The sequence below is a fragment of the Streptomyces jeddahensis genome (genome assembly GCF_001642995.1).
Lineage (GTDB): Bacteria > Actinomycetota > Actinomycetes > Streptomycetales > Streptomycetaceae > Streptomyces > Streptomyces jeddahensis.
In genome coordinates, this window is sequence record NZ_LOHS01000071.1 from 127,431 (window position 1) to 151,120 (window position 23,690).

A 23,690-nucleotide genomic window follows, 5' to 3' on the forward strand; every position below is an offset into this window, starting at 1 on the left:
GGGTGACCGGCGCCCCCGGCAGGGGGGTGACGAACGCCCCGATCCATCAGAGAATCACCTGAGCCGCGCGAAGGATTCCGTATGTCCATATCCGTGACGGTGGCCGAGGCCTCCGACCTCGCCCGCGAGAACGCCGTCTTCCGCAAGGTCGTACGACGCGTCGTCCCCTTCCTCATTCTCTGCTACATCTTCTCCTACCTGGACCGGGTCAACGTCGGCTTCGCGAAGCTGCAGATGTCCGCCGATCTCGGGTTCAGCGAGGCGGCGTACGGCCTCGGTGCCGGCCTGTTCTTCATCGGCTACTTCCTCTTCGAGGTCCCCTCGAACCTGATCCTGCAGCGCGTCGGCGCCCGCACCTGGATCGCCCGCATCATGATCACCTGGGGTATCGTCTCGGCGTCCTTCATGTTCGTCACCAACGAGACGACGTTCTACGTCCTGAGATTCCTCCTCGGCGCCGCCGAGGCGGGGTTCTACCCGGGCGTGATCCTCTACTGCACCTACTGGTTCCCCTCGCACCGTCGTGCCAGGGTGATCGCGATGTTCATGTCCGCGATCCCGGTGGCCGGAATCTTCGGCAACCCGCTCTCCGGCTGGATCATGGACCGTTTCCACGGGACGAACGGCTGGCAGGGCTGGCAGTGGATGTTCCTGCTCGAGGCGATTCCCGCGGTGATCATCGGTGTGGTCACGCTGTTCTACCTCGACAACGGTGTGCGCAGCGCGAAGTGGCTCTCCGACGAGGAGAAGGACATCGTCGAGCGGGCGATCGCCGAGGACGCCGCGCACCAGTCGGTGCACGGCCGGGTCTTGGACGCCTTCCGCGAGCCCAAGGTGTGGCTGATGTGCCTCATCTACTTTTGCTTCGTGATGGGCCAGTACGCGCTGACCTTCTGGATGCCCACGTTCGTCCAGTCCACCGGTATCGAGGGCAACCTTGCGATCGGCGTGCTCAGCGCCGTGCCGTTCCTGGCCGCGCTCGTCGCGATGAACCTGTTCGGTCGTTCGGCGGACAAGCGCCGCGAGCGCCGCTGGCACCTGGTCATCCCGGCCCTCATGGGCGCCGTCGGATTCTCGCTGGCCGCGAGTTGGTCCGGGTCGACCGCGCTGTCCCTGGCCGCGCTGTCCTTCGCCGCGGCCGGCGTGCTGACCTGCGCTCCGCTGTTCTGGTCGCTGCCCACCGCGTTCCTGGGCGGCACCGCCGCCGCGGCCGGCCTCGCCGTGATCAACTCGGTGGGCAACCTCGCCGGCTTCGTCAGCCCCTACATGATCGGCTCCCTCAAGGACACCACCGGCTCGACAACGCTCCCGATGTACGTGCTGGCGCTCAGCCTCGTCGTCGGCGCCGCCGCGGTGCTCACCACCAAGAAGCACGTCGTCAATCGCTGAAACCGCTGAAACGCTGACCGGGTCCGGTCCCGGACCACGCCCCGGACCCGGTCTCCGACCCCGTCCGAACACAGGAGCACAGGAGCACAGGATGCCGAGGTTCGCAGCGAACCTGTCCATGATGTACACCGAGCACGATTTCCTCGACCGCTTCGCCGCGGCCTCGGCGGACGGCTTCGAGGCCGTCGAGTACCTCTTCCCCTACGACTACGGCGCCACCGACCTGCGCCGACGGCTCGACGACCACGGCCTGGCGCAGGTGCTCTTCAACGCACCTCCCGGGGCATGGGAGTCCGGAGAGCGGGGAATCGCGGCGCTGCCCGGGCGCGAGGCGGAGGCCCGCTCCGGGATCGACCGGGCACTGGAATACGCCGCGGCGCTGGGCTGCCCGCGGGTGCACATGATGGCCGGGCTCGTGCAGCCGGACGCGACACCGACGGAGCGGGCCAAGCACCGGGACACCTACCTGGCCAACCTCGCCTGGGCCGCGGAGCGGGCCGCAGCGGTGGGCGTCGACGTGCTGATCGAGCCGATCAACGGCCGCGACATGCCCGGCTACTTCCTGAACCGACAGGCCGAGGCCCACGCCGTGGTGCAGGAGGTGGGCGCCGCGAACCTGAAGGTGCAGCTCGACCTGTACCACTGCCAGATCGTCGAGGGCGACCTCACGACGACCCTGCGCCGCGACGTACCGACCGGCCGGGTCGGTCATCTGCAGATTGCCGGCGTGCCCGACCGCCATGAGCCCGACGAGGGTGAGCTCGACGTCCGCCACCTCTTCGGCATCGTCGACGACCTGGGCTTCGACGGGTGGATCGGCTGCGAGTACATCCCCCGCGCCGGCACGAGCGAGGGTCTCGGCTGGCTGAACTACCGAGGAGAAAGCGCATGAGGATCGTCATCACGGGTGGCTTCGGCTTCCTGGGGCGGCAGGTCGCCGAAACGCTGCTGAAGAGGCGGACATTCCGTGGTGCACCGATCGACCGGCTGGTGCTCGCCGACCGGTTCGTGCCGTCCGGGTCGCCGGAGGCGACCGACCCGCTCGTGGACGTCGTGCAGGGCGACCTGACCGACCGCCTCGACGAGGTGTTCGCGGAGCCGGTGCATGTGCTGATCCACCTCGCCGCCGCGGTCTCGGCCGAGTGCGAGGCCGACTTCGACCTCGGCATGCGCGCCAATGTGGACACCACCCGCGCGCTGCTCGAGGCAGCCCGGGCGCAGTCGGTCGGCGGCGGGCCGACGCCGCGGGTGGTGTTCTCCAGCAGCGTCGCGGTCTACGGTTGCGACCCGGCGCTGCCGCTGCCGCCTGTGGTCAGCGAGTCGACCCTGCCCACCCCGCGGTCGAGCTACGGGACCCAGAAGTTCGTCTGCGAGCAGCTGGTCGCGGAGTACACCCGCCGCGGCTTCGTCGACGGACGCGTCGCCCGCCTGATGACCGTGTCGGTGCGGCCGGGCAAGCCGAACGCGGCCGCCTCCGGCTTCCTGTCCGGCATCATCCGTGAGCCGCTTGCGGGACTCCCGGCGACCTGCCCGGTCCATCCCGACCTGCGGGTTGCCCTCGCCTCGCCGCGGCGCACGGTCGAGGGAATCCTCCGCGTCGCCGAGGCCGAACGCGGCGTCGGGCCGGGCCGGCTCGACGGCGCGCTGCCGGTCAACCTTCCGGCGCTCACCGTCTCGGTCGCCGACATGCTGGCCACGCTGCGCCGGGTCGCCGGCGACGCCGTCGCCGACCTGGTGGCGATCGCACCCGACGCGGACGTCGAGGCCATCGTGGGCTCGTGGCCCGCCGTCTTCGACAACGCGCGCGCCGCCGCGCTCGGGCTGGAGCCCGACACGAGCTTCGAAACGGTGGTACGGGACTACCTCGCCGACCACGCCGACGCGGTCATGGCTGGCGCACCACGCCGAGCGGGACAGCGAGAGCCGGGCCGATAGACTGAAGACCATGTTTTCCAAGGTGAGCGGTCCCGTCCGGCTCGCGGACCGGGTCGCCGCGGTCCTCTCAGAGGAGATCGAATCGGGGCGGCTGGCCGAGGGTGACAAGCTGCCGACCGAGGTGGAGCTGGTCAAGCAGCTGGGCGTCAGCCGCACAGTGGTGCGCGAGGCCGTGTCGAGGCTCCGCAATGCGGGCCTGGTCGAACCACGCCAAGGTCTCGGCGTGTTCGTCATGCCCCGGCGTACGCGTCCGCTCGACCTCGAGGCCGAGGCCGCCGGTACCAAGTCCAAGGTGCTGCAGATCGTGGAGGTACGCCGCCCCATGGAGGGCGAGGCGGCGTACCTCGCAGCGATCCGTGCGACGCCGGGCGACCTCGCCCGGATGCGTCAGGCCCTGGACACGATCGACGCGGCGGTCGCGGCCGGCGGTGACGGCGTGGACGAGGATCTCGCCTTCCATCGGTCCATCGCGGAGTCGACCGGGAACGCGGTGCTGGTCTCGACGGTGCGGTATCTCGGCGAGGTGCTGCGCAGCGGCATCCGCGTCACGCGCGCGAACGAAGCGCGACGCGGCGACTTCATCGAAGCGGTCCGGCAGGAGCACCACGCCATCCTGGCCGCCATCGAGGCTGGCGACGCCAAGGCGGCACGCGCCGCAGCACGCCGCCACATGAAGCACGCCGCCGCTCGCCTCCAGGACGCGGACGAGGTGTTCTGGACCGAGACCGAGGACCTCGACGTGGACCTCGACACCGCTCCCTGACCAGCGGGGCCGACACCGGCGGTGGCGCCGTGCGGCGCCCCGTGCAGCGCATGCGGCGGCCAGGAGGCGATGCGTCTTCGTCGGTTGACGACCTTCCAGGAGCTGATGGTGCCCTCGGTGCCGGACCCTCCAGGATGTTGACCGTGGAGACCGTGGTGGCGGAGCCCCAATTGATGGAGATCGAGCCGGTCGTGCCGCTGGGCGACCAGTAGGGGCAGCGGGTGTGCCGAGCCGGAGTGCGTACGCAGGGGGCAAGAAGGCGCGCCGCGGGGCGGCGCGTCCTGGTGGGGCGACGGGCGGTCAGCCGTCGATCGTCCGTAGCGAGTACAACGCGCCCGGATCATGCTGCGCGGACTGCTGACCTACAACACGCTGCCCAACCTGTTCTGCAACCACCCGCCCTTCCAGATGGACGGCAACTTCGACATATCGGGCGCCGTGGCGGAGATGCTCCTGCAGAGCCACGACGGCGTCATCCACCTGCTGCCCGCCCTGCCGACGACTGGAAGGCCAAGGGTTCCTTCACCGGGCTCCGCGCCCGCGGCGGCTACGAGGTCAGCTGCGAATGGCGGGACGGGAAGGTCACGTCCTACAAGATCGTGGCCGACCGGGCACGGAACCAGGGGAACATCACCGCGCGGGTGAACGGCGCCGACAAGAAGGTGAAGCCGATCAATCCCTGACAGCGGCGACGCCGAGACGACGGCCGCCTGGTGGTTGCCCGCGAGCTCAGGGCCTGCGGCCGTGGAAGGTGCGGCGCAGGTCCCTCACCCAGGCGCCGGGGTTCTCCCAGGGGATGAAGTGGCCGCCGTGGTCGTGGGCGTTGACGTTGACGTGGTTGAACCAGGCGGCCTGCGGGCCGGTCTTGAACGCCTGGACGCGCTCGGTGGCGGTGTGGATGCCGGGCGGGTTCTCGTAGGTGACGAAGGTGAGGCCGACCGGGGCCTGCACGACCGGGGTGCGGTCGTGGGCGGGGGGCCAGGGGTAGCGGTTGGCGTTGGCGTAGTAACGCATCGACAGTCACGGTGTGCCGTCGTCCGGCTCCTCGGGAACGGTGTCCAGCAGTTCCCCCGCGACCCGCCGGGCCGGCTCCTGCGTCTCTGCGGCGATCCGCCGGAAGGTCTCCTGGGCTGCACGCGCGGGCCACTCCGCGGGAAGGTGGCGGGCGGGCAGCCGGGGGTCGGTGCGGATGATGCCCAGCCACTCGGTGACCAGCAGCAGCCGGGTGGCGATCGGATCCCCGGTGTGGCCGTCCGTGGCTTCCAGCGCGGTCCACCGCTTGTCGAACGCGGCATAGCGGGCGGCGATGGCCTCCAGGTCCCAGCTCTCCTGGACCATGCGGTCGATATCGGTCGTCGTCTCGTCCGCGGTTGCGTGGAAGACCTTGATCCTGGCGGCCAGGTCGAGTTCGGCGATGACACCGGAGACATCGACCCGGCCGGGCGCGATCCACAGACCGCTGAACAGTGCCCCGAAGCCGTACCAGATGAGTTTGGAGCGCAGATCGTGCCGTTGTCGCTGCCAGGAGTCGGGCAGCGAGAAGCCGAGCAGGGTCCAGGTGCCGTCCCAGTCCTCGTTGACCGCGCCGTCCTGCCAGATCCTTCTGCCGCCGTCGCGGAGGATCCGTACCGCCTGTGGTGTGAGCCCGAAGTACATCCTGCGGCCCTGCCGCTGCCGGCGCAGCAGTCCCCGGCCCACCATGCGGGTCAGGGTGGAGCGCACGGCCTGTTCGCCGACGCCGACGCGGCCGAGGACGTCGATGATGCTGCCCGAGTACACACAGCGGCCGCCTTCTTCGAGGATGTGGTTGCCGAAGAAGGCCAGGACGAGCGACTGGGGGCGGGGCTGCGCGACGCCCGCCGGTTCGCTGGGGATTTCTGCGTCTTCCACGTGTTCCACGCCGGTAAGCGTACGGTCCGGGCCACGGTGGCGGTCGCGTCCCATGGCCCGGACCTGCGCGGTCACGGTCGGTCGGCCGGGTGGCTCAGGTCGTAGGGACGTGGGTAGGGGGCGGGTGCGTAACGGATGTACCGTGTCTGGCCTGCCGGGTCGGCCGCCCGGGCACGGGTGTTCAGGGTTGCAGGCCCGGTGTCGCCCCAGTGGCCGGTGGTGATCCGGTCCTCCAGGGTGTGCAGGGCGGCGAGCTGTTCGCCTGCGCTGAAGGTGCAGTGCCCTGGGGTGTCGACGTACGCCTGGCGCAGCAGCGGCGCGGAACCCGCGGCCGTTGCGGCCCGGCGGTAGGCGCTCTGGACCTGCACCGGGACGAGGGCGTCACCGGTGGTGTGGATGGACAGTTCGGGCTTCTTCAGCTTGCCGGTGAAGGCGCTGGTACGGCTCATCCAGTCGAGGGCGGCCGGGTCGGCCTCGATGCGGGGTGCGCGGTTCAGTGCCGCGAGATCGTCCCGCAACGACAGACCGGCCTTCTTGTAGAGGGCGGTGACCTCCTTGAACGTCGTCGAGCGGCGCAGCATCGCGGAGTAGTCGACGCCGGTGTTCCACGCCATGCTGCCGCCCGCGCGGCTCTCGGCCTCCTGCCGCCAGACGAAGGCGGGCAGCTGCACCAGTCCGCTGAGCGCCTGGTACTGGTTGGTCTGCTGGGTGTCCCAGTCGGTGGGTCCTGGGCGTGGCTGGGAGGGGTCGTTCCAGACGGGGATGTTGTGCAGCGCGGCCGCGAGGGCGATCCGGGCGCGGCCCTGGTCCGTCCGCTGGGCGGTGGAGACGACGTTCGTCATGGCATTGGCGGCCGTGGCCGCGGCGGTGCGGTCGGGAAAGCCGGTGAGGGCGATGCCGGAGTCCGGGGCGAGGAGCGTCTTGAGGGCGAAGACCGGATCGAGGGTGTTGTTCCAGTTGGCGACGCCGCCGTGGACGAGTCCGCACATGGGCAGGGAGCCGTCGATCCGTCCGGGATGGCGCTCGGCGATGGCGGTGGTGACCAGACCGCCGTAGGAGCTGCCCCAGGCGATGGTGCGCCGTGCCGTCCCGAAGCGGGAGGTGAAGACGTCCAGCGTGGCGAGCTGGTCGGGTACGGCGTCGGTGACGGCCCAGCCGGTCGTGGCGTAGGACGAGCCGATCAGCGCGTACCCCTCGTTCAGGAGGAGTTCCTTGGCGGCAGAGCTCGGGGCGTTCTGGGCGGGGTTGGGGCTCCCGGCCGGGGTGTAGCCGTGGCTGAACAGCAGCACGGTGCCGTTCCAGTCGGCCGGTACGTCGATGAGGTAGGCGGCGCCGGAGGGCAGCCGGCCCTCGACATGGGTGTCGGTGCCGGCCGTCGCCCCGGCCGGGGCGACCGGAGCGGCGAGCAGTGCCAGTGCCGTGAGGAGGACCGTACGGACGCGGGTGCGGGTGGTCACGAGAGAGCGTCCTCCTTGGCGGGCGTGGGGTTGTCGGCCGGCCCGCCGAGCGAGTCGCCGTGCGTCTCACGCAGGAACAGCAGGGTCAGGGCGGTGACGGCGGCGCCGCCGCAGAGCAGCAGCGCCACGGGGGTGCCGCTGCCGCCGCTTCCGGCGACCAGGCTTCCGGCGATCATCGGGGAGAAGCCGGCGCCGATGAGGGTGGCGCCCTGGTAGCCGAGGGAGGCGCCGGTGTAGCGGACCCGGGTGCCGAACATCTCGGTGAGCAGGGCGCCCAGCGGTCCGTACATCATGGACTGGGCGATGCCGTGGCCCAGAACGATGGCGAGGATCAGCAGTCCGGGGGACTTCGAGTCGACCAGCGCCACGACCGGGAAGGCGAGCGCCGCCGAGGCGAGGGCTCCGGCGAGGACGACCGGGCGGCGGCCGATCCGGTCCGAGAGCGCGGAGGCGCAGGGCAGGACGACGAGAGCGACGCAGGCGGACACGGTGAGCGCGGTGAGGACCTGCGGGCGGGCGTAGCCGATGCCAGTGGCGTACGCGATCATGTAGCTGGTCAGCAGCGACTGGGCGGTGAAGGCGCCGATGCCGACGCAGCAGGCCAGCAGGAGCGGCCGCGGGCGCCGCAGCACGTCGAGGATCGGCAGCCGCGATTCGGTGCGGTCCTTCTTCACCTCGGCGAACAGCGGGCTCTCCACGACCTTGAGCCGTACGAAGAGTCCGACGCCCAGCAGGACCACGCTGAGCAGGAACGGCACACGCCAGCCCCAGGAGACGAACTGGTCCCTGGGCAGGGTGACGACGAGCGTGACGACAGCCGAGGACAGCAGCGAGCCGAGCGGGGCTCCCATCTGCGTGAAGCTGGACCACAGTCCGCGCCGCCGCTCTCCGGCGTGCTCGACCACCATCAGGGTGGCGCCGCCCCATTCACCGCCGATGGCGACGCCCTGGACGACGCGCAGGGTGATCAGCAGGACGGGTGCCCAGACGCCGATGGTGCCGTACGTGGGCAGCAGGCCGATGAGGAAGCTGGCGCCGCCCATGAGGCCCATGGTCAGCAGCAGCATGGACTTGCGGCCGAGCCGGTCGCCGAAGTGGCCGAAGACGATACCGCCGAGCGGCCGGGCCACATAGCCGGCGGCGAAAGTACCGAAGGCCGCGACGGTGCCGACTGCGGGGTCGGCACCGGGGAAGAACAGTTCGCCGAAGACGAGCGCGGCGACGGTTCCGTAGACGAGGAAGTCGTAGAACTCGACGGCGGTGCCGAGGAGCCCGGAGAGTGCGACGCGGCGCAGTTGCCGGGTCCGTTCGGGGATCGTGCTCGGTGAGGCGATGGGGGACGTGGACATCGCGGGCTCCCTTGACCGGGGGAAGGACACCGTGAAGATAGGCAGCCGTGTTACGGCCGTCAATAATTTGCACAACATCAGATCGAACGTTGGCTTGGTCGGCTACCTCTTCACCCGCGACCTCGACCGCTCCAGTCACGAGGCGTTCACGGGTGCTCGCGGCGCCGCTCAGCGCATGACTGCGCCCTCGGGCGCGGAACGGCCCAGGGGCACTCTTCGGAGTGCCCCTGGCGTATGTTCGGGAGCAAGCTGGAGCAAGCCGTACGAAGCGACGGTGTGTTCGGCTACGGGATGGCGAAGCCCTGAGGCCCGCCGTCACCCCAAGCCCGCCGTCACCACACCACCTTCCGCAGCCGTGCCGTCCCCTGTAGCTGGTCTTCGTCGCCGCCGGACTTTCCCTCGCGGCGGACCAGTTCGAGGATGGGGATGCCGTGGTCGACCACGGTGCCCTTCTCGGTGAAGGAGAGGTAGCCGCCGGCGCCGTGGGCCTTCTGGGAGATCATGACCTGGAACATGGCGGCGACAGCCTTGCCGTCCGGGAGATCCTCGCCGGAGCCGTTCTCGCCGCGTGCCATCTGCAGGGCTTTGCCGATGACGGCGACGGAGTCGTGGGCGACCATGGCCTGGCCGTCGTCGTGGGTCTCGGACGGGAACCACTCGGCCATGCGGCCGCCGGGGGCGAACTCGCGGGCGGGATCGGGGATGTCGTCGCGGTCGTCCCACATGCGGGGGTGGGCGAGGCCGGTGAACAGCAGGCGGACGCCCTTGTCGGCGGACTTGGCAAGCTGCGCGCTGGAGAGGTTGCTGGTGTCGTCGCCGGTCATGACGGTGACGTTCTGCCAGGCGCCGTCCTGCTCGCCCCGGCAGGGACGGTCGGCGAGCTCGGTGAGGAAGTGGCCGAGCTGTTTGCCGCGCCCGGCGAAGTAGACCACCTCGGGGCGCTCGTCGCACAGTGCCTCGGCCAGGAAGTGCATCTGGTTGCCCCAGATCTCCTGGGAGGAGTCGTAGACGTAGCGGCGCTCGGCCAGCCGGGACCTGGTGTCCCGCGGGTAGACGCGGGCGAATTCCTCGGCAAGGGTGCGCGCGTAAAGGTTGCCCTTGGCCGTGTCGACGACCAGGGCCGCGGTGTCGTACCCCTCATCGTGCAGGTAGGAGGCGGCGGCGCGGGCCTGCGCGGAATTCGGCGGGGCGACCCGCACCAGGCGCTCGGCGACCATGTCGGTGGCGGTCGCGGTGGACGCGGCCAGGGCCAGCCCGGCTTTCGAGAGAGCGCGCGCGGCGGCCTTGTTCTCGTCGGTGGACGGCCCGATCCCGGCCACCGCGACCAGCGGGTGGTCACCACCGGTGCGCGCCTTCAGCTTCTCGACGGTGAACCGCCAGTGCTGGGAGCGGCTGCCGGGGTTGGCGAGAATCAGCTTGATCTTGGGGGAGTAGGCGGCGTTGTGCCGCACCTGCGCGAGGTAGGCGCCCTGGAGCTCGTGGAGTACGGATTCGGCGGAGTTGGAGTCGTCGTCGCGGACCGTGAGCGTCGTCAGATACGCCACCTCGACGTACGGGGTCTTGGCGTCCTCGTCGGTGACGTCCGCGTTCTCCTGGGCGATACGGTCGGTGATGTCGCGCAGATCCTTGGTGAAGGCGAAGGTGCCGGAGTCCGGGACGCCGACGCACTCGGCCGGGGTGCCGCGCCGCTCCACGCCCTCGGTGCAGTGCCGTTCCGGGTCCAGCCACCAGACCAGGCCGACCGTGACCGCGGCGGCCACGACCAGCGCGACGGCGGCCCAGGCGAGGGTGCGGTACAGACGTCGTCTCGTCCAGCGCGGTCTGCTCGGATACGTCCCCTGACGCGGGGTCACCACCACGCCACCCCCTCCTGGGTCTGCGGCGGCACCCAGTCGCGGAACCGGGCCGCCTCTTCGTACAGCGGCAACGTGTCGCGGTCGAGCAACGCCGCGAGGCGGCTGAAGCGCTCCGCGAGTTCGGGCAGCATGCGCCCGCGCGGATCGGTGAGCGGGTCGGCCCACAGCCAGCCGGCCGCCACCAGCCCGCAGACCGTGCGCCGCAGTTCGTCGGTGCCGGCCGCACCCGGTGTGGCGAGCCGGGCCAGATGGTGCTCCGGCTCGGGGTGCCGCTCCAGCCGGTTCGGTGCCGCGCACACCCGCTGCAGCAGTGCCACCCACTCCCGGCGCGGCAGCGCCTGATCCCCGGTGAGCAGGGCCGTCAGCGCGTCGGCCACCCCGGCCAGTTCGGACAGGGCGAGCCGGTGGTAGAGCACGTCGGCGGGGCGCTGAAGCCGCTCAGCGTGCGCGTGGAACGCGGTGTGCACCCGCCGCCAGCGCTCCTCGTCAGCGGCCAGACGCCACAGCAGCAGCCGCCGCAGCCACGGCAGGAACCGCAGCTCACCCGAGGCGCCGTGGTGGACCAGCCAGCGGTCCAGAAGGCGGGTGATCAGCGGACGCGGCACCGGCCCGGACGGCTCCGGTACCACCTGTGGGGCCTCGTCCACCGCGTGCGCGGCGGCCCACTCCTCCAGCGTGCGCACCTCCTGCTCGGTGAAGCCGGCCAGGAGCCGGCCGAGCGCGAGATCCACCAGCCGGGGCCCACCGCGCTCCGCCATCACCTCGGGCAGCATCCGCAGCGATCGGGGCGACACCGGCCGCTCGCTGTCCGGCAGTGCCCGCGCGAGCTGGGCGACCGCCCACGGCAGACCGCCGGTGAGCCGGTGCGCCCAGTCCGCCTCCTGGGTCCAGCGCGGACGCCCGAGCGCGGCGAGGGCGGCGACGTCGTCTCTGGTCAGATTGCGCAGCCGCACGGCGTACCACCAGGACCCGGCGCCGCCGTCCGCCGACCGGTGGCCCAGCCAGTCCGCGAGCGAGGCCGCGTCCGACCCGACCACCCGTACCCCCTCGCCCGGTCCGCCGTCGCGACTGGGACCCCAGGCGGCGGGCCACTCGTGCAGACTCCCGGCGATCACCGCCGGGTCGTTGCCGTCACCGTCCTCCGGCAGCGCCTCGCGCACCCGGGCCCAAGCGCGGACAAATTCAAGGCCCATCGGCTCCTGGCAGTTGTCGAGGAGCACCAGCATCGACTTGTTGTGCAGCGGCCCTCGCGCGTGCGCCCGCAGATCGTGGACGAACGCCTCGAGGAGCAGGCGCTCCACCCGCGCCCGGTGCTCCGCCGTCTCCTGGTACCACCAGGCGTTCAGCTCGACCAGCGCGTCGTCCGGGTCGGTCAGGCCGGCCACCCGGCCGGCGTACCACTGCCGTCCGCGGCGCTCCTGCAGCAGGTTCAGCTGGCGCCCCGGCGACACCTCGATGTGCTCGGACACGGCGGCGAGCACCGAGAACGGCCCGGGCACCTCGAAGGCGCTCGTCACCTGCATCGCGGTACGGCTGAGCGAGCCGACGATGTCGCGCGTGCGGGACGGCATCGGGTGGCGCAGCCGTTGGGTGATGCCGACCCGGGCGAGTCGCCTGGCGCCGCCGCGGGTCGGCGGATCCCAGCGGTGTTCGGTGGCGAGCAGTCCGATGGTGAGCCGCGGGAAGGCGACCGGGTCCAGCGGCTTTCCCGACTGCAGCTGGTGCGCGAGCGCGGCGAGCACCTCACGCATGGAGAGCTGGCCGCCGCCCGCGCGCGGTTCGAAGTTGAGGTACGCCACCGGGCACACTGTCCGGAAGTACTCCAGCGCCGACTCGTGCATCTGGCTGGCGCCCGTGCCACGCGGCCCGAGCAGCATCAGCAGCGGACGTGGCGGCGGACTGCCGGGCGGGGTGTGCAGCGCGTCCGCGAGGAACCGCAGCACTGGCCGCCGGCCCCGGAAGCCGCCCGGTATCTCCTCCGCCATCCCCTGTCACCCCCGTCACCTGGCGCGAACAGCAGTGTGGCACCAAGTGGGTGTCGCTACCAGGGAGTTGGGGAGAGTCCTCGAGGCTGACAGGCGGGGCGCTGGGAACGGTGGACGGACCGTCAGGTCTCGCAGGCCCGAGGCCTGACCGGTCCGGGGTGCCGCGCGCCTGGACCAGGGCTCGTCCCGGCCCACCGCCCCGCCGCGGCGCGGCCGGGACACACGGGCGCGCCCCGGCCTCAACGCGGGGCCGCCCCCCGGCCCCCCCGAGCTCAGGACAGTCGCAGCCCCAGGTCCGCCAGGTGCACCGGGGCGCCCGTGGCCAGGCTGCGGTTGACGCCGATGCCGACCGCGACGCTGCGGAGTCCGTCCGGGTAGCCTGCGCGGCGGCGCAGAGGGTCGTCGCCGGAGCCGACGAAGACGTCGTGGAGAAGCAGTGCGTCGCCGCCACCGTGCCCGCCCTCCCCCTCCTTGACCTCGACCTCCCGGGCCTCCTCCCAGTGCCGCTGCACCACCAGGCGGGTGCCGTTGACCCGGACCGCGCCGCCCTCGCCGGCGCCGGGCCCGGCGGCTTCGGGCGTGGCGCTCGGGTCGACGGCCGGGCGTACGGGTGCGGGCTTGGAATGCAGAGTGCGGGCCGTGTCGCCCGCCGTGACATGGGCCCGCTCGACGACCTCCAGTTCGGCCCGGCCCTCCGAGCCGTTGACGCACACCCGGTAGCCCTCCCATGGGCTGTGCGCGGTCAGCGCGTACGACATGGACACGCCGCCCCGGTAGCCGACCAGGACGTTCAGGGTGTCCTCGGTGGTGATGCCCGGGTCGAAGACGTCACGGTCGCGCAGATATCCGTCCACGTGCTCGGCGTCGAGGTAGAGGGCGCGCAGATGCGGGTCCGTGGCCATGTCGAAGCCGAACGGGTCCTCGGCCGCGGCGTCACGGCCGAGTGAGGGCCGCTCGCCCGGCTGCCGTCCCGCGCCCGTGTCGCCGTAGAAGCGGAGGCCGCCGAGGGCGAAGACCGTCTCGGGTACGTCGTCAAGCCACCAGTTGACCAGGTCGAAGTGGTGGGTGGCCTTGTGTACGGCGAGTCCGCCCGAGACGGTCTTGTCGCGGTGCCAGCGGCGGAAGTAGTCCGCGCCGTGCACGGTGTCGAGCAGCCACTCGAAATGCACGGAGAGCACCTTGCCGACCCTGCCGTCCGCGATCACCTGTCGCAGGGTCGAATTCCTCGGAGAATAGCGGTAGTTGAACGTCACGGTGAGACGTGCGGTGGACGCGTCGACCGCGGCCTGGATCGCCCGCAGCCCGTCCTCGTCCACCGTCAGCGGCTTCTCACAGACGACGTCGACACCCGCCCGCAGCGCCGTGCACACGGCGTCGGCGTGCGTACGGTCGGGGGAGCAGACGACCAGGACGTCCACCTTCTCCTCGGCGAGCATCCGCTCCAGGTCGTCCGGGTGGTAGTGGCGGGGCCGGTGCCCGGCGTCCGCGACCAGGGTGTCGTAGTGGCGCATCCGGGCCTCGTTGGTGTCGCACCAGGCGACCGGGACGGCCTCGGACGCGTAGGTGTCGAGCAGCGCCTGGACGTACATCCGTGCGCGGTGGCCGGTGCCGTACACGGCGTACCGGCGGGGGGCGGTGCGGGTGGGCACAATTCCTCCGGATCGATGTTTCCGTATGACGTATGTGCGTGGTGCGGCGTCGTGAGGTGTCTACGAGGGCGTCGTGTGGTGTCTACGAGGCCGACTCGATCAGTCCGCTGAGCTCATCCGCGAAGCCCGCGCCCGCTTCCGGTCCGCTGCTTCGACCGAAGACCACCTCCTCCACATAGCGCTGCAGGATGTCCTCGACCGCGCTCGCGCCGTTGGGGAAGAGCGGCAGGGGGGCGCCGGCCAGGTTCTTCTCGATGCGTTCGACGTAGCGCAGGGCTGCGGTGTCGTCGGGGGCGAGGGAAGGCGCGATGTTCTCGCGGGTGCGGGCGGCGGCCGGGATGCCGCGCTCCGCGCCGAGTATCTTGGTGCACTGTTCGTCGCCGACCAGGAAGTTGACCAGGAGCGCGGCCTCGGCAGGGTGCTGGGTCTGAGACGAGACCGACCAGTACATGCCGGGCTTCACGAACTGGTGGCGGCGTGGACTGCCGGGAAGCGTGGGCATGTCCACGAGCTCGAGCTCGTCACCACCGGCCGCGGCCTTGTACGCGATGAGCTGGTTGCACCAGGCCGGCGAGATCGCGACCTTGCCGGTGACGATCGGCGACTGGTCCAGGGGCAGCACCTGGCTGTCGACGATGACGCCGGCACCGGGCGCCGCCCCGTTGTCCGACCAGTCCCGGGTCATCTCCCACAGGCCGCCGAGGACGTCCGGGTCCACCGCTACGCTCCCGTCCCGGCCGAAGAGTTCCTGCCGGTGCTGGCGTGCCCACAGGATCGGGATGCCGGGGCCACCGAGCGGGATCGCACCGTGCACCTTGCCCCCGGAGGCGCGGGCCACCTCACGGCCGAACTTCTCCAGGTCGTCCCAGGTCCAGGAGCGGGTGTCGGGCAGCCGCAGGCCGAGCTCGTCGACGAGGGTGCGGTTGACGAGCATGGCCATGGAGGTGACCGAGGCCGGGACACCGTACAGACCGCCGTCGTGCCGTCCGGTGTCCAGGGTCTCCTCGGTGAACAGGGAGGCGTCGAAGTGCTCGGACCGGCCGAGGTCGAACAGGCCGCCGCGCTCCGCGTACGAGGCGAGGTAGGCGATGTCGTTCTGGATGACGTCGGGGGCGTTGCCGCCCGCGGCCGAGGTGGCGAGCCGGTCCCAGTAGCCGTTCCAGTCGGCGAACTCCGCCTCGACCCTGATCCTCGGGTACTTCTTCTCGAACAGCGCGATCGCCTTGTGGGTGGCCTGGTGCCGGGCGTCTCCGCCCCACCAGGTCATGCGCAGGGTGACCGGCCCGTCGGAGAGCCGGTCAGGACCGGTCGGCCCGCCGACGGCGCAGCTCGTCGTGGCTGCGGTGAGCGCGGTCCCGCCCGCCAGCGCGGCCAGCGCGCGGACCGTCGTACGGCGGGACGGACCGGAGGCCTTGGACGGACCGGACGGCTCGGACGGACGGGACGGTGAGGTGTGCTGTGGCATGTCTTCGGGCCTCACTTCATGCCGGTGGTGGCGATACCGCGGATCAGGTACCGCTGGCCGACGGCGAAGGCGAGCAGCACCGGCAGCAGCGACACCACGTTCATCGCGAACATCGCGCCGTACGAGGACTGGGACTGGGCGTCGATGAAGGAGCGCAGCGCGACCGGGACGGTGTACAGCGCCGGGTCGGTCACGAACACCAGCTGGGTGAAGAAGTCGCCCCAGGTCCAGATGAACGTGAAGATCGCGGCGGTGGCCAGGGCGGGCTTCATCAGCGGCAGGATGATCTGCAGGAAGATGCGCGCGTGGCCCGCGCCGTCGATCCGCGCGGCCTCGTCCAGCTCACGCGGCAGACCCCGGATGAACTGCACCATCAGGAACACGAAGAACCCGTCCACGGCGAGGAACTTCGGCACGATCAGCGGCAGGAAGGTGTTGATCCAGCCGAGCTGAGCGAAGATCACGTACTGCGGGACGATCACGACATGGATCGGCAGCATGATCGACATCAGCATGATCGCGAAGGTCGTACGGCGGAAGCGGAACGAGAGGCGCGCGAAGGCGTACGCCGCCATCGAGCAGCTCACCAGATTGCCGATGATCGAACCGAGCGTGACGATCGCGGAGTTGAGCAGATACGTGCTGAAGGGGTGGGAGAGCGCGTTCCAGCCGTTGGTGTAGTTCTCCGGATTGAAGGTGTCGAGGAAGATGCCGGTGTCCGTGAAGATCCGGCCCTCGGGCCGCAGCGAGCTGACGGCCATCCACACCACGGGATAGAGCGCGATGACCACCATCGCGACCATGAGGACGTGTTTCCCGGCCCGGGCGAGGGAGGTGCGGGCGGGCTTCCCGGTCACCGGGGCCGCCGTGCCGGACGGTGCCGGGGCCGGTGCGGAGGACAGGGGCGGCTGGTCGGCCGTTTCAGTCGTCATAGAACACCCAGTACTTTGCGGCCCAGAAGTTGACGGCGGTGAAGGCCCCGATGATGACCAGGAGCAGCCAGGCCAGCGAGGAGGCGTAACCCATCAGGAAGGAACCGAAGCCTTCCTGGTACAGGTAGAGCGTGTAGAAGAGCGTCGAGTCGGCGGGCCCGCCGGTGCCGCCGGAGACGATGAACGCCTGCGTGAACGACTGGAAGGCGTTGATGATCCCGAGCACCAGGTTGAAGAAGACGATCGGGCTCAGGAGCGGCAGCGTCACCGAGCGGAACTGCCGCCAGGCGCTCGCCCCGTCGATGGACGCGGCCTCGTAGTAGTGGCGGGGTATCTGCCGCAGGCCGGCGAGGAAGATCACCATCGGGGACCCGAACTGCCAGATGTGCAGCAGGATGATGGTGCCGAGCGCGGTGTCCGGATTGGAGATCCAGTTCTGGCCGGTGACGCCGAAGAACGCGAGCAGCCCGTTGAAGAGACCGTCGTCGCCGAAGATGACGCGCCACAGAACGGCGATGGCGACGCTGCCGCCGAGCAGGGACGGCAGATAGAGGGCCGAGCGGTAGAACGACAGGCCGCGCATCCCGCGGTCGAGGATCATCGCGAGCGCCAGGGCGACCACGAGCTGGAGCGGTACGCCGATCAGGACGTAGGCGAAGGTGACCCCGAGGGACTGGTGCAGCCGCTCGTCGTTGATCATCTTCACGATGTTGTCGAAGCCCGTGAAGTCGGCGTCCTGCAGCAGGTTGTAGTCGGTGAAGGCCAGGTAGAGCGAGACCAGCATCGGTCCGACGGTCAGCCCGACCAGCCCGATGAGCCAGGGCAGGAGGAAGATCGCGGCGGCCTTGTTGTCGCGCTCGGAAACCCGTCGGAGCTTGCGTTGTTCCTTGCGTTCTTCGCTGCGGAGCCGTGGTTTTCCGCGCCTGTCGGCAGTCAGATGCTGCAGTTCGGCAAGGCTCATACGGTGGGTCTCCCTGGGGCGGGTGCATGGGGGGACAACAGGGGGTACAGAACTGGGCGAGCAGGGGTTTGTAACGTTTCAGGAAGAGAAGTCGGTCGGTTCATGTTCGTGAACCGGGTTCAGTGGGCGGTCTGTCGAACCTATGGACCTGCTCGACGCCGCGTCAAGAGTTGTGCAGCGTGCGGGGGGTGACGGGACGGGAGGATGCGGGGTCGGACGCCTGGTCAAGGGAATCCGGAAGTTCCCGCCGGTGGCCTACGACGCCATCGTGATGGGCGGGACCCCGGGTCCGGCCGAACTCTGCTGGTGAATCAGGCGGGTGTGCTCCCGGAAGTGTGGCGCGGTGCCTCAGGCCCCTCGAAGCGTGCGAGGCTCAATGCCCGGCGGTACGTGTGGTGAGGTCCTCGTCCGTGATGGGGCGGACCACCCGGCAAGGGGTACCGACCGCGACGGTCATCGGGGGAATGCTGCGGCTCACGACGCTGCCGGCGCCGATGACCGACCCGTATCCGATGCGAACGCCGGGCAGGACCACCGCGTTGCTACCGATCCAGACCTTGTCCTCGATCACGATCGGTTCCGAGAATCGCCCAAAGTCAGCGCGTCGCAAGGGATGCACCGGGTGTCCCGTCGTGGTCAGTGTCACGCTGGGAGCGATCATGACATCGTTACCTATGCGGATGTCCACGTCGTCGACGAACGTGAGGTTCACGTTCCCGAAGAAGTCGTCGCCGATGTAGACGTTGCTGCCGAACCCGGCGTGGAACGGCGGCAGCAGGACCGTGCGTTCACCGACCGAGCCGAAGATCGCGACGAGCAGCGATCGACGCTTCTCCGTTTCGCTCGGTGGTGTGTGGTTGTACTCGAAGATCTGCTCGGTGCGGCGCCGAGGGGCCTGGAAGGCCGCTTCCGACTCGGTGTAGACCAGCCCCTTGGCGATCCTGGCCAGCACTTCTTCCTCGTGAGCATGCGTCACAGCGGAACGCTCCCTTCGTCCAAGCCCTCGGGCCTGAAGATGATGAGTTAAATCATGCCGGGGCGCCGCACCTTTGTCCGAGGACATGGCCCGCCGGGACGCGGTAGTCCTTGCTGCCGTGCACGATCAGCACCGGCGCGCCCGCCCGCGTCTTCGACGGGGGCGGGCGCGGCCTGCTCCTGGTTGCCCAACGTGCCGAGCCGCGTCGATTACATCGCGTACGTCTCGAACTCGGCGATCCGTGGCGTGGTGCAGTCGCCGTCCGACACCCGCAGGCCCTTGCCGACGCCGGCCGTCCGGCCGACGACGTCCGGCACGCAGCTCGCGTCGTCGAGGGTGTAGGCGTACGGAATCGAGACGGTGGTGTTGGACTGCGGGTCGGGGCCGGCCGGGTTGTTGTCGTCGCCGGGCGCGGACCACGTCACGTTGTCGAAGATGTTGCCGCTGACCTGCCAGTATCCGGCGGCGTCGGTGTAGAAGGTGCCCAGGACGTCCTTGGAGTCCTTGAAGTAGTTGCTGTCCACCTTGGCCTTGGCTCCGGCGCGGGAGTTGATGCCGGATTCGTTCAGGCTCACATAGTAGTTGTTGTACATGTGGCCCGTACCGCCACGCAGCAGCGGGGCGCGTGAGTCGATGTTCTCGTACAGGTTGTGGTGGTACGTGATGAAGCCGTTCGAGAGGTCGCTCTCGCTGGAGCCGACCAGGCCGCCGCGGCCGGAGTTGCGTAACGTGCTGTAGGACAGGGTCACGTACTGGGTGTTATCCTTCATGTCGAAGAGACCGTCGTAGCCCTCGGACTCCCCGCCGGACGCCTCCAGGGAGACGTGATCCACCCAGACGTTGCGGACGTCCGCCTCCATCCCGATGGCGTCACCGCCGTTGGACGTGGGCGAGCCGGACTTCTTGACGTTCCGGACCGTCACGTTCTGGATGATGATGTTGCTCGATTCGCGGATGTGGATGCCCAGTTGGTCGAAGACGGCGCCGTTCCCGACGCCGATGAGCGTGACGTTGCTGATCTGCTTGAGCTCGATCACGTCGTCGGCGGTGTTGCAGCTGTCGCCGGACACCTTGCTGGTGTTGCCGTGGTGGATGGTGCCCTCGACCTCGATGGTGATCGGGGTGTCGCTCGCGGCGCGGTTGCACAGGGCCTGGTGGATCTCGGTGCCTGTGGTGGCGCGCACGGTCTGCCCGCCGGCACCACCCGTCGTCCCGCCGTTCTGGGTCGCGTAGCCGGTGGCGCTGCCGACGGCGGCGGACGCCTCGGGCGCCGACACCGCCACACCGATCCCACCGGCGAGGGCGATCGCGGCCAGCGCTGCGGAGAGCCGCAGCGCAATCGGTCGTCGCATCCTGGTCTCCCCAATTCGTCGTTGAATGTTGGGTGCAGGTTGTTCACCTCTCTGTCGCCACTGCGGTGGAAAAGGTTTGCGGGTGCAGCGTGGGTTATCTCGTACCGCTGCCGCCGGTGCGAAAGAACTGCCGGTGCGTACCGACTCGCAAGCGAGCGGTACGCACCGGCAGCTACTCAGGTGCTCAGCCGCTCACCCGCCGACGGCAGCCTGCATCCGCCACTGGATGACGGCGCGTCAGAGACGCCCGCCCGGTCGGCACATGCAGGTCCCCGTCCCGCAGCCGACCGGTCGCCCATACGCTCACCAGGCCGGTCAGCGCCAGGTAGCTGCAAGCCCACCACGGGCTGCCCGAACCGAACGCCAGCAGGGCGGTCATGATCAGCGGAGTGATGCCGGATGCGAAGATGCCGGACATCTGGTAGACGAAGGACATGCCCGTGTACCGGACCGGTGTGGCGAACAGGGCGGCGAACAGGGTGCCCTGGGCGCCGTAGAACCAGGCGTGCACGATCCCCAGCGTCACGACGAGCGCCGCCGCGAAGGCCCATGTCCCACCGGTACCGAAGAGCCAGAACGCCGGGAAGACCGCGACGACGAACGCGGCCATGCCGGTGAGGTAGACCGGGAGGGCCCCGCGGCGGTCGACCGCGGCCCCGGACACCGGTATCAGGGCGGCCATCACGAGCGCCGCGGCCGTCACCGCGAGCAGCACCGGCGTGCGGTCCAGCTTCAGCGTCCCGGTCGCGTAGGTGATGGCGAAGACGCCCCAGGTGTTGAAGGCGGCCCCCTCGCCCCACCGCGCGAGCATGCCTAGCAGGACGTGCCGGCGCGCGGCCGGCTCACGCACCAGCTCCACCAGCGGCGCGGATCGAGGCAGCTCCTGAAGGCGGCGTACGGCACGGAAGGCCGGCGTCTCGTCGATCTTCAGCCGTACGGTCAGCCCGACCACGACGAGCACCAGGCTGATGAGGAAGGCGATCCGCCATCCGTAGTCGAGGAACGCCGCTTCGCTGAGCAGGTCGCTCAGCAACGCGAACACACCGGTCCCCAGGGCGAGTCCGAGCGCCAGTCCGATCTGCGGATAGCTGCCGAACCGGCCTTTGCGGCCCGCGGGCCCGTACTCCACGGCCAGCAGCACCGCCCCGGCCCATTCCCCGCCGAGCGCCACGCCCTGCGCGACCCGCAGGACCAGGAGGAGCGCGGGGGCGAGGATGCCGACCTGCTCGTACGTGGGCAGCAGGCCGATGAGGGCGGTGGAGACGCCCATCAGGCCCATCGTGAAGGCCAGTGTGTGCTTACGGCCGATCCGGTCGCCGATGTGCCCGAAGAGCAGGCCGCCTATGGGGCGGGCGACGAAGCCCACGGCGAACGTGGCGAACGACAGCATCGTGCCGACCGTGCCGTTGGCCGCGGGGAAGAACAGCTTGTTGAAGACCAGCCCCGCGGCCGTGCTGTAGAGGAAGAAGTCGTACCACTCCACGGTGGTGCCCAGCAGGCTGGCGAGCACCACGGTCTTCAGCCGCCCGGGAGCCGAGGCATCCTGGTCCCGCTCCGGGTCCCCGGCCGGCGCCTGCGAGGGCACAGGCGCGGGCACACGCGACGCCGCGCTCATCGGGCCGCGAACGGGACGATGCCCGCCTCGACGGTACGCGGACCTGCCGGGTGCTGCCACAGGCCACGTTTTTCCAGCACCGGCAGAACGCCCTCGCCGAACCAGTACGCCTCCTCCAGGTGTGGCACCCCGGACAGGACGAACTCCTCGATGCCGAGCCGGTGATACTCCTCGATCAGGTCGGCGACCTCCGTGTGGCTGCCCACCAGCGCCGTGCCCGCACCGCCGCGGACCAGGCCGACACCCGCCCACAGGTTGGGGTAGATCTCCAGACTGCTCGTGTCTCCGCTGTTGTGGAGCTCGCGCATCCGCCGCTGCCCCTCGGACTCGCTGGTCGCCAGGCCCTGCTGCACCGCCTTGATGCGCTCCGGGTCCATGGCCTTCAGCAACCGCTCCGCCTCGGCCCACGCCTGTGCCGAGGTGTCCCGGCTGATGGTGTGCAGCCGGATGCCGAACCGTACGTCGCGGCCCTGCGCGGCGGCCAGCGAGCGCACCCAGTCGATCTTCTGCTTCACCTGCTGCGGCGGCTCGCCCCAGGTCAGGTAGACGTCGGTGTACCGCGCCGCCACCGCACCGGCCGCGGGCGACGAGCCGCCGAAGTAGATCTGCGGCGCCGGCTCGGGCAGCCGGTTCAACCTGGCGGCCTCGACCCGCAGATGCTCGCCGTGGTGGTCGACCGTCTCCCCGGCCCACAGCCGCCGCACGATGTCCAGGAACTCCCCGGTACGGGCGTACCGCTGGTCCTTGTCGAGGAAGTCGCCGTACGCGCGCTGCTCGGCGGACTCGCCGCCCGTGACGACGTTGAGCAGCAGCCGGCCGTGCGACTGCCGCTGGTAGGTCGCGGCCATCTGTGCGGACAGCGTCGGGACGATCTGGCCGGGGCGGAAGGCGACCAGGAACTTCAGCCGCTCGGTGACCTGGGTCAGCATGGCCGTGGTCACCCAGGCGTCCTCGCACCACGCGCCTGTCGGGGTGAGCGCCCCGACGAAGCCGAGCTGCTCGGCGGTGCGGGCGATCTGCCCGAGGTACTCGATGGAGGCCGGGCGGTCACCGCCGGCGGTGCCGGGCGTGGAACCGTGACCACCGCCGACGATATGCCGGCTGTCACCGGTCGTGGGCAGGAACCAATGGAAGGTAAGGGCAGACATGAGTACGGGCTCCGGTTGGGGTCGGAGGACGGTGTGCGGGGCATGCCGCAGGGGGCATGCCGCTGCGGCCCGGCGGCGTACGTTCAGGTACGCGTCGAGGCACGCAGGTGCACGGGAAGGGGACAGCCGCGGCGCAGTGTGTTGAGCGTTGGCTGTGAGGATGCAGACGGGCGAGGAGCAGACCTGTGAGGAGCGGACGCGCGAAGAGCTGAGGGGCCGTTGGCTCTACGGCAGGGAGGGCCTCAAAGGCCCGAAAGGCGTCAGCCGCGACAGGTGGCGCTGGACTGGCGACAGAGATCGACGTGCAGTCGTCCCACGAGGATGTCGGCAGCAGCGGTCATGCCGGGCATTGTGCGGCAGCCGCGCCACCCGGCTCAAGTGGTGCCCCGCGGTATGTCAGCAGGTGAGACGGGCAGGGGCGGAGGGAGTCGGGGGGGGTGGACGTCAGGAGACCGAAGCCCGGCAGACCATCCGCGCTGACGTCGAAGCCACAAGACACCTGCACGGCAAGTGCCCAGTGCGGCACGCTCGTCCGGGATGTGGGATCGCATCAGGGCTTTCTTGACCGGCTGGACTTCCCACTGGTTGGATCGGTGGCATGAAGCGACAGGACCTCACGCGGCGACGCCACGTCGACCTTGCGCGTGTTTCCAGTGCCTTCTGTTGCCGTCGCGTCTGAGCGAGCCTGAGCTGATCTGAGGAAAACCCTCTTGCTCGCCGCCTCTGTCGGGCACCTGCCGCGCCGTTGATCGTAGGGCCGCAGTGCCGCCCGCCTTGGTGAAATCCAGTAGCAGTGGATTTCTGCTGCCCTGATTCTGCGATTTCCAAAAGCATCAACTCGGCGCCGCCGCAAGACGAATTCGTGGTCGGTCGTATCCATCACCGGCTTTCCACTCCTCGTCATGCGGAAATTCATGCCACGCGCATGCCACGCGCATGCCACGCGCATGCCACGCGCATGCCACGCG

At 70.0% G+C, this 23,690-nt stretch carries 19 protein-coding genes and 3 pseudogenes; 7 read left to right on the forward strand and 15 right to left on the reverse strand.

What is annotated here, in order from left to right:
• The first annotated feature begins 81 nt into the window (after window positions 1-81).
• The 6 genes and pseudogenes from STSP_RS13385 (at window position 82) to STSP_RS41180 (ending at window position 4,770) form a co-directional block, all read left to right on the forward strand.
• Window positions 82-1,389 (forward strand): MFS transporter, encoded by a 1,308-nt coding sequence (locus STSP_RS13385; protein ID WP_067276551.1) that lies wholly within the window; start codon window positions 82-84, stop codon window positions 1,387-1,389.
• 91 nt (window positions 1,390-1,480) lie between these two features.
• The gene (otnI, locus tag STSP_RS13390) at window positions 1,481-2,281 is read left to right on the forward strand and encodes a 2-oxo-tetronate isomerase (protein WP_067276558.1); all 801 of its coding nucleotides are present in this window, start codon (window positions 1,481-1,483) and stop codon (window positions 2,279-2,281) included.
• Window positions 2,278-3,324, forward strand: coding sequence for a D-erythronate dehydrogenase (gene denD / locus STSP_RS13395; protein ID WP_067276560.1), 1,047 nt, complete (start codon window positions 2,278-2,280; stop codon window positions 3,322-3,324). The genes otnI and denD overlap by 4 nt, the downstream gene beginning before the upstream one ends.
• Window positions 3,325-3,334: 10 nt before the next feature.
• Complete coding sequence (locus STSP_RS13400) at window positions 3,335-4,087, forward strand: FadR/GntR family transcriptional regulator (RefSeq protein WP_067276563.1); 753 nt, start codon at window positions 3,335-3,337, stop codon at window positions 4,085-4,087.
• Window positions 4,088-4,429: 342 nt separating this feature from the next.
• Window positions 4,430-4,483 (forward strand): annotated as a pseudogene (locus tag STSP_RS41175) (hypothetical protein); the annotation flags it as partial.
• 32 nt (window positions 4,484-4,515) lie between these two features.
• The gene (locus STSP_RS41180; RefSeq protein WP_408646283.1) at window positions 4,516-4,770 is read left to right on the forward strand and encodes a glycoside hydrolase family 95-like protein; all 255 of its coding nucleotides are present in this window, start codon (window positions 4,516-4,518) and stop codon (window positions 4,768-4,770) included.
• Between the two features lie 46 nt (window positions 4,771-4,816).
• Here STSP_RS41180 and STSP_RS13405 read toward each other — a convergent pair.
• The 15 genes and pseudogenes from STSP_RS13405 to STSP_RS41185 form a co-directional block, all read right to left on the reverse strand.
• Window positions 4,817-5,104: pseudogene (locus tag STSP_RS13405) on the reverse strand (epoxide hydrolase); the annotation flags it as partial.
• A 3-nt stretch (window positions 5,105-5,107) separates the two neighbouring features.
• Complete coding sequence (locus STSP_RS13410) at window positions 5,108-5,977, reverse strand: PaaX family transcriptional regulator (protein ID WP_067276621.1); 870 nt, start codon at window positions 5,975-5,977, stop codon at window positions 5,108-5,110.
• A gap of 71 nt (window positions 5,978-6,048) precedes the next feature.
• Complete coding sequence (locus STSP_RS13415; RefSeq protein WP_067276568.1) at window positions 6,049-7,434, reverse strand: DUF6351 family protein; 1,386 nt, start codon at window positions 7,432-7,434, stop codon at window positions 6,049-6,051.
• Window positions 7,431-8,783: an MFS transporter gene (locus STSP_RS13420; RefSeq protein WP_067276571.1), complete on the reverse strand. Its 1,353-nt coding sequence runs from the start codon at window positions 8,781-8,783 to the stop codon at window positions 7,431-7,433. The genes STSP_RS13415 and STSP_RS13420 overlap by 4 nt, the downstream gene beginning before the upstream one ends.
• A 332-nt stretch (window positions 8,784-9,115) precedes the next feature.
• Window positions 9,116-10,642 (reverse strand): type 1 periplasmic-binding domain-containing protein, encoded by a 1,527-nt coding sequence (locus tag STSP_RS13425; RefSeq protein ID WP_067276573.1) that lies wholly within the window; start codon window positions 10,640-10,642, stop codon window positions 9,116-9,118.
• Window positions 10,633-12,624, reverse strand: a complete 1,992-nt coding sequence (locus STSP_RS38375; protein ID WP_067276576.1) for a hypothetical protein — start codon at window positions 12,622-12,624, stop codon at window positions 10,633-10,635. Before STSP_RS38375 ends, STSP_RS13425 begins: the two co-directional genes overlap by 10 nt.
• A gap of 272 nt (window positions 12,625-12,896) precedes the next feature.
• Window positions 12,897-14,273 carry a Gfo/Idh/MocA family protein gene (locus tag STSP_RS13435; RefSeq protein ID WP_232789619.1) on the reverse strand — a complete coding sequence of 459 codons (1,377 nt, stop codon included), beginning with the start codon at window positions 14,271-14,273 and terminating at the stop codon, window positions 12,897-12,899.
• An 82-nt stretch (window positions 14,274-14,355) separates the two neighbouring features.
• Entirely contained in the window at window positions 14,356-15,738 is a 1,383-nt protein-coding gene (locus tag STSP_RS13440; protein WP_067276578.1) for an ABC transporter substrate-binding protein, read from the reverse strand.
• Window positions 15,739-15,749: 11 nt separating this feature from the next.
• On the reverse strand, window positions 15,750-16,670 hold the full coding sequence (locus tag STSP_RS13445; RefSeq protein WP_067276581.1) for a carbohydrate ABC transporter permease: 921 nt from the start codon (window positions 16,668-16,670) through the stop codon (window positions 15,750-15,752).
• Window positions 16,660-17,631, reverse strand: a complete 972-nt coding sequence (locus STSP_RS13450) for a carbohydrate ABC transporter permease (protein WP_078067145.1) — start codon at window positions 17,629-17,631, stop codon at window positions 16,660-16,662. Before STSP_RS13450 ends, STSP_RS13445 begins: the two co-directional genes overlap by 11 nt.
• Before the next feature lie 373 nt (window positions 17,632-18,004).
• Entirely contained in the window at window positions 18,005-18,607 is a 603-nt protein-coding gene (locus STSP_RS13455; protein ID WP_067276584.1) for a sugar O-acetyltransferase, read from the reverse strand.
• A 248-nt stretch (window positions 18,608-18,855) separates the two neighbouring features.
• A pseudogene (locus STSP_RS13460) lies at window positions 18,856-19,959 on the reverse strand (pectate lyase family protein); the annotation flags it as partial.
• A gap of 184 nt (window positions 19,960-20,143) precedes the next feature.
• The gene (locus STSP_RS13465; protein WP_078067146.1) at window positions 20,144-21,574 is read right to left on the reverse strand and encodes an MFS transporter; all 1,431 of its coding nucleotides are present in this window, start codon (window positions 21,572-21,574) and stop codon (window positions 20,144-20,146) included.
• Window positions 21,571-22,722, reverse strand: a complete 1,152-nt coding sequence (locus STSP_RS13470; protein WP_067276588.1) for an LLM class flavin-dependent oxidoreductase — start codon at window positions 22,720-22,722, stop codon at window positions 21,571-21,573. Before STSP_RS13470 ends, STSP_RS13465 begins: the two co-directional genes overlap by 4 nt.
• Window positions 22,723-22,982: 260 nt before the next feature.
• Window positions 22,983-23,072, reverse strand: a complete 90-nt coding sequence (locus tag STSP_RS41185; protein WP_106434236.1) for a putative leader peptide — start codon at window positions 23,070-23,072, stop codon at window positions 22,983-22,985.
• Between the two features lie 248 nt (window positions 23,073-23,320).
• Here STSP_RS41185 and STSP_RS41190 point away from each other — a divergent pair, with 248 nt between their 5' ends.
• Window positions 23,321-23,401: a putative leader peptide gene (locus STSP_RS41190; RefSeq protein WP_408646284.1), complete on the forward strand. Its 81-nt coding sequence runs from the start codon at window positions 23,321-23,323 to the stop codon at window positions 23,399-23,401.
• Window positions 23,402-23,690 lie beyond the last annotated feature (289 nt).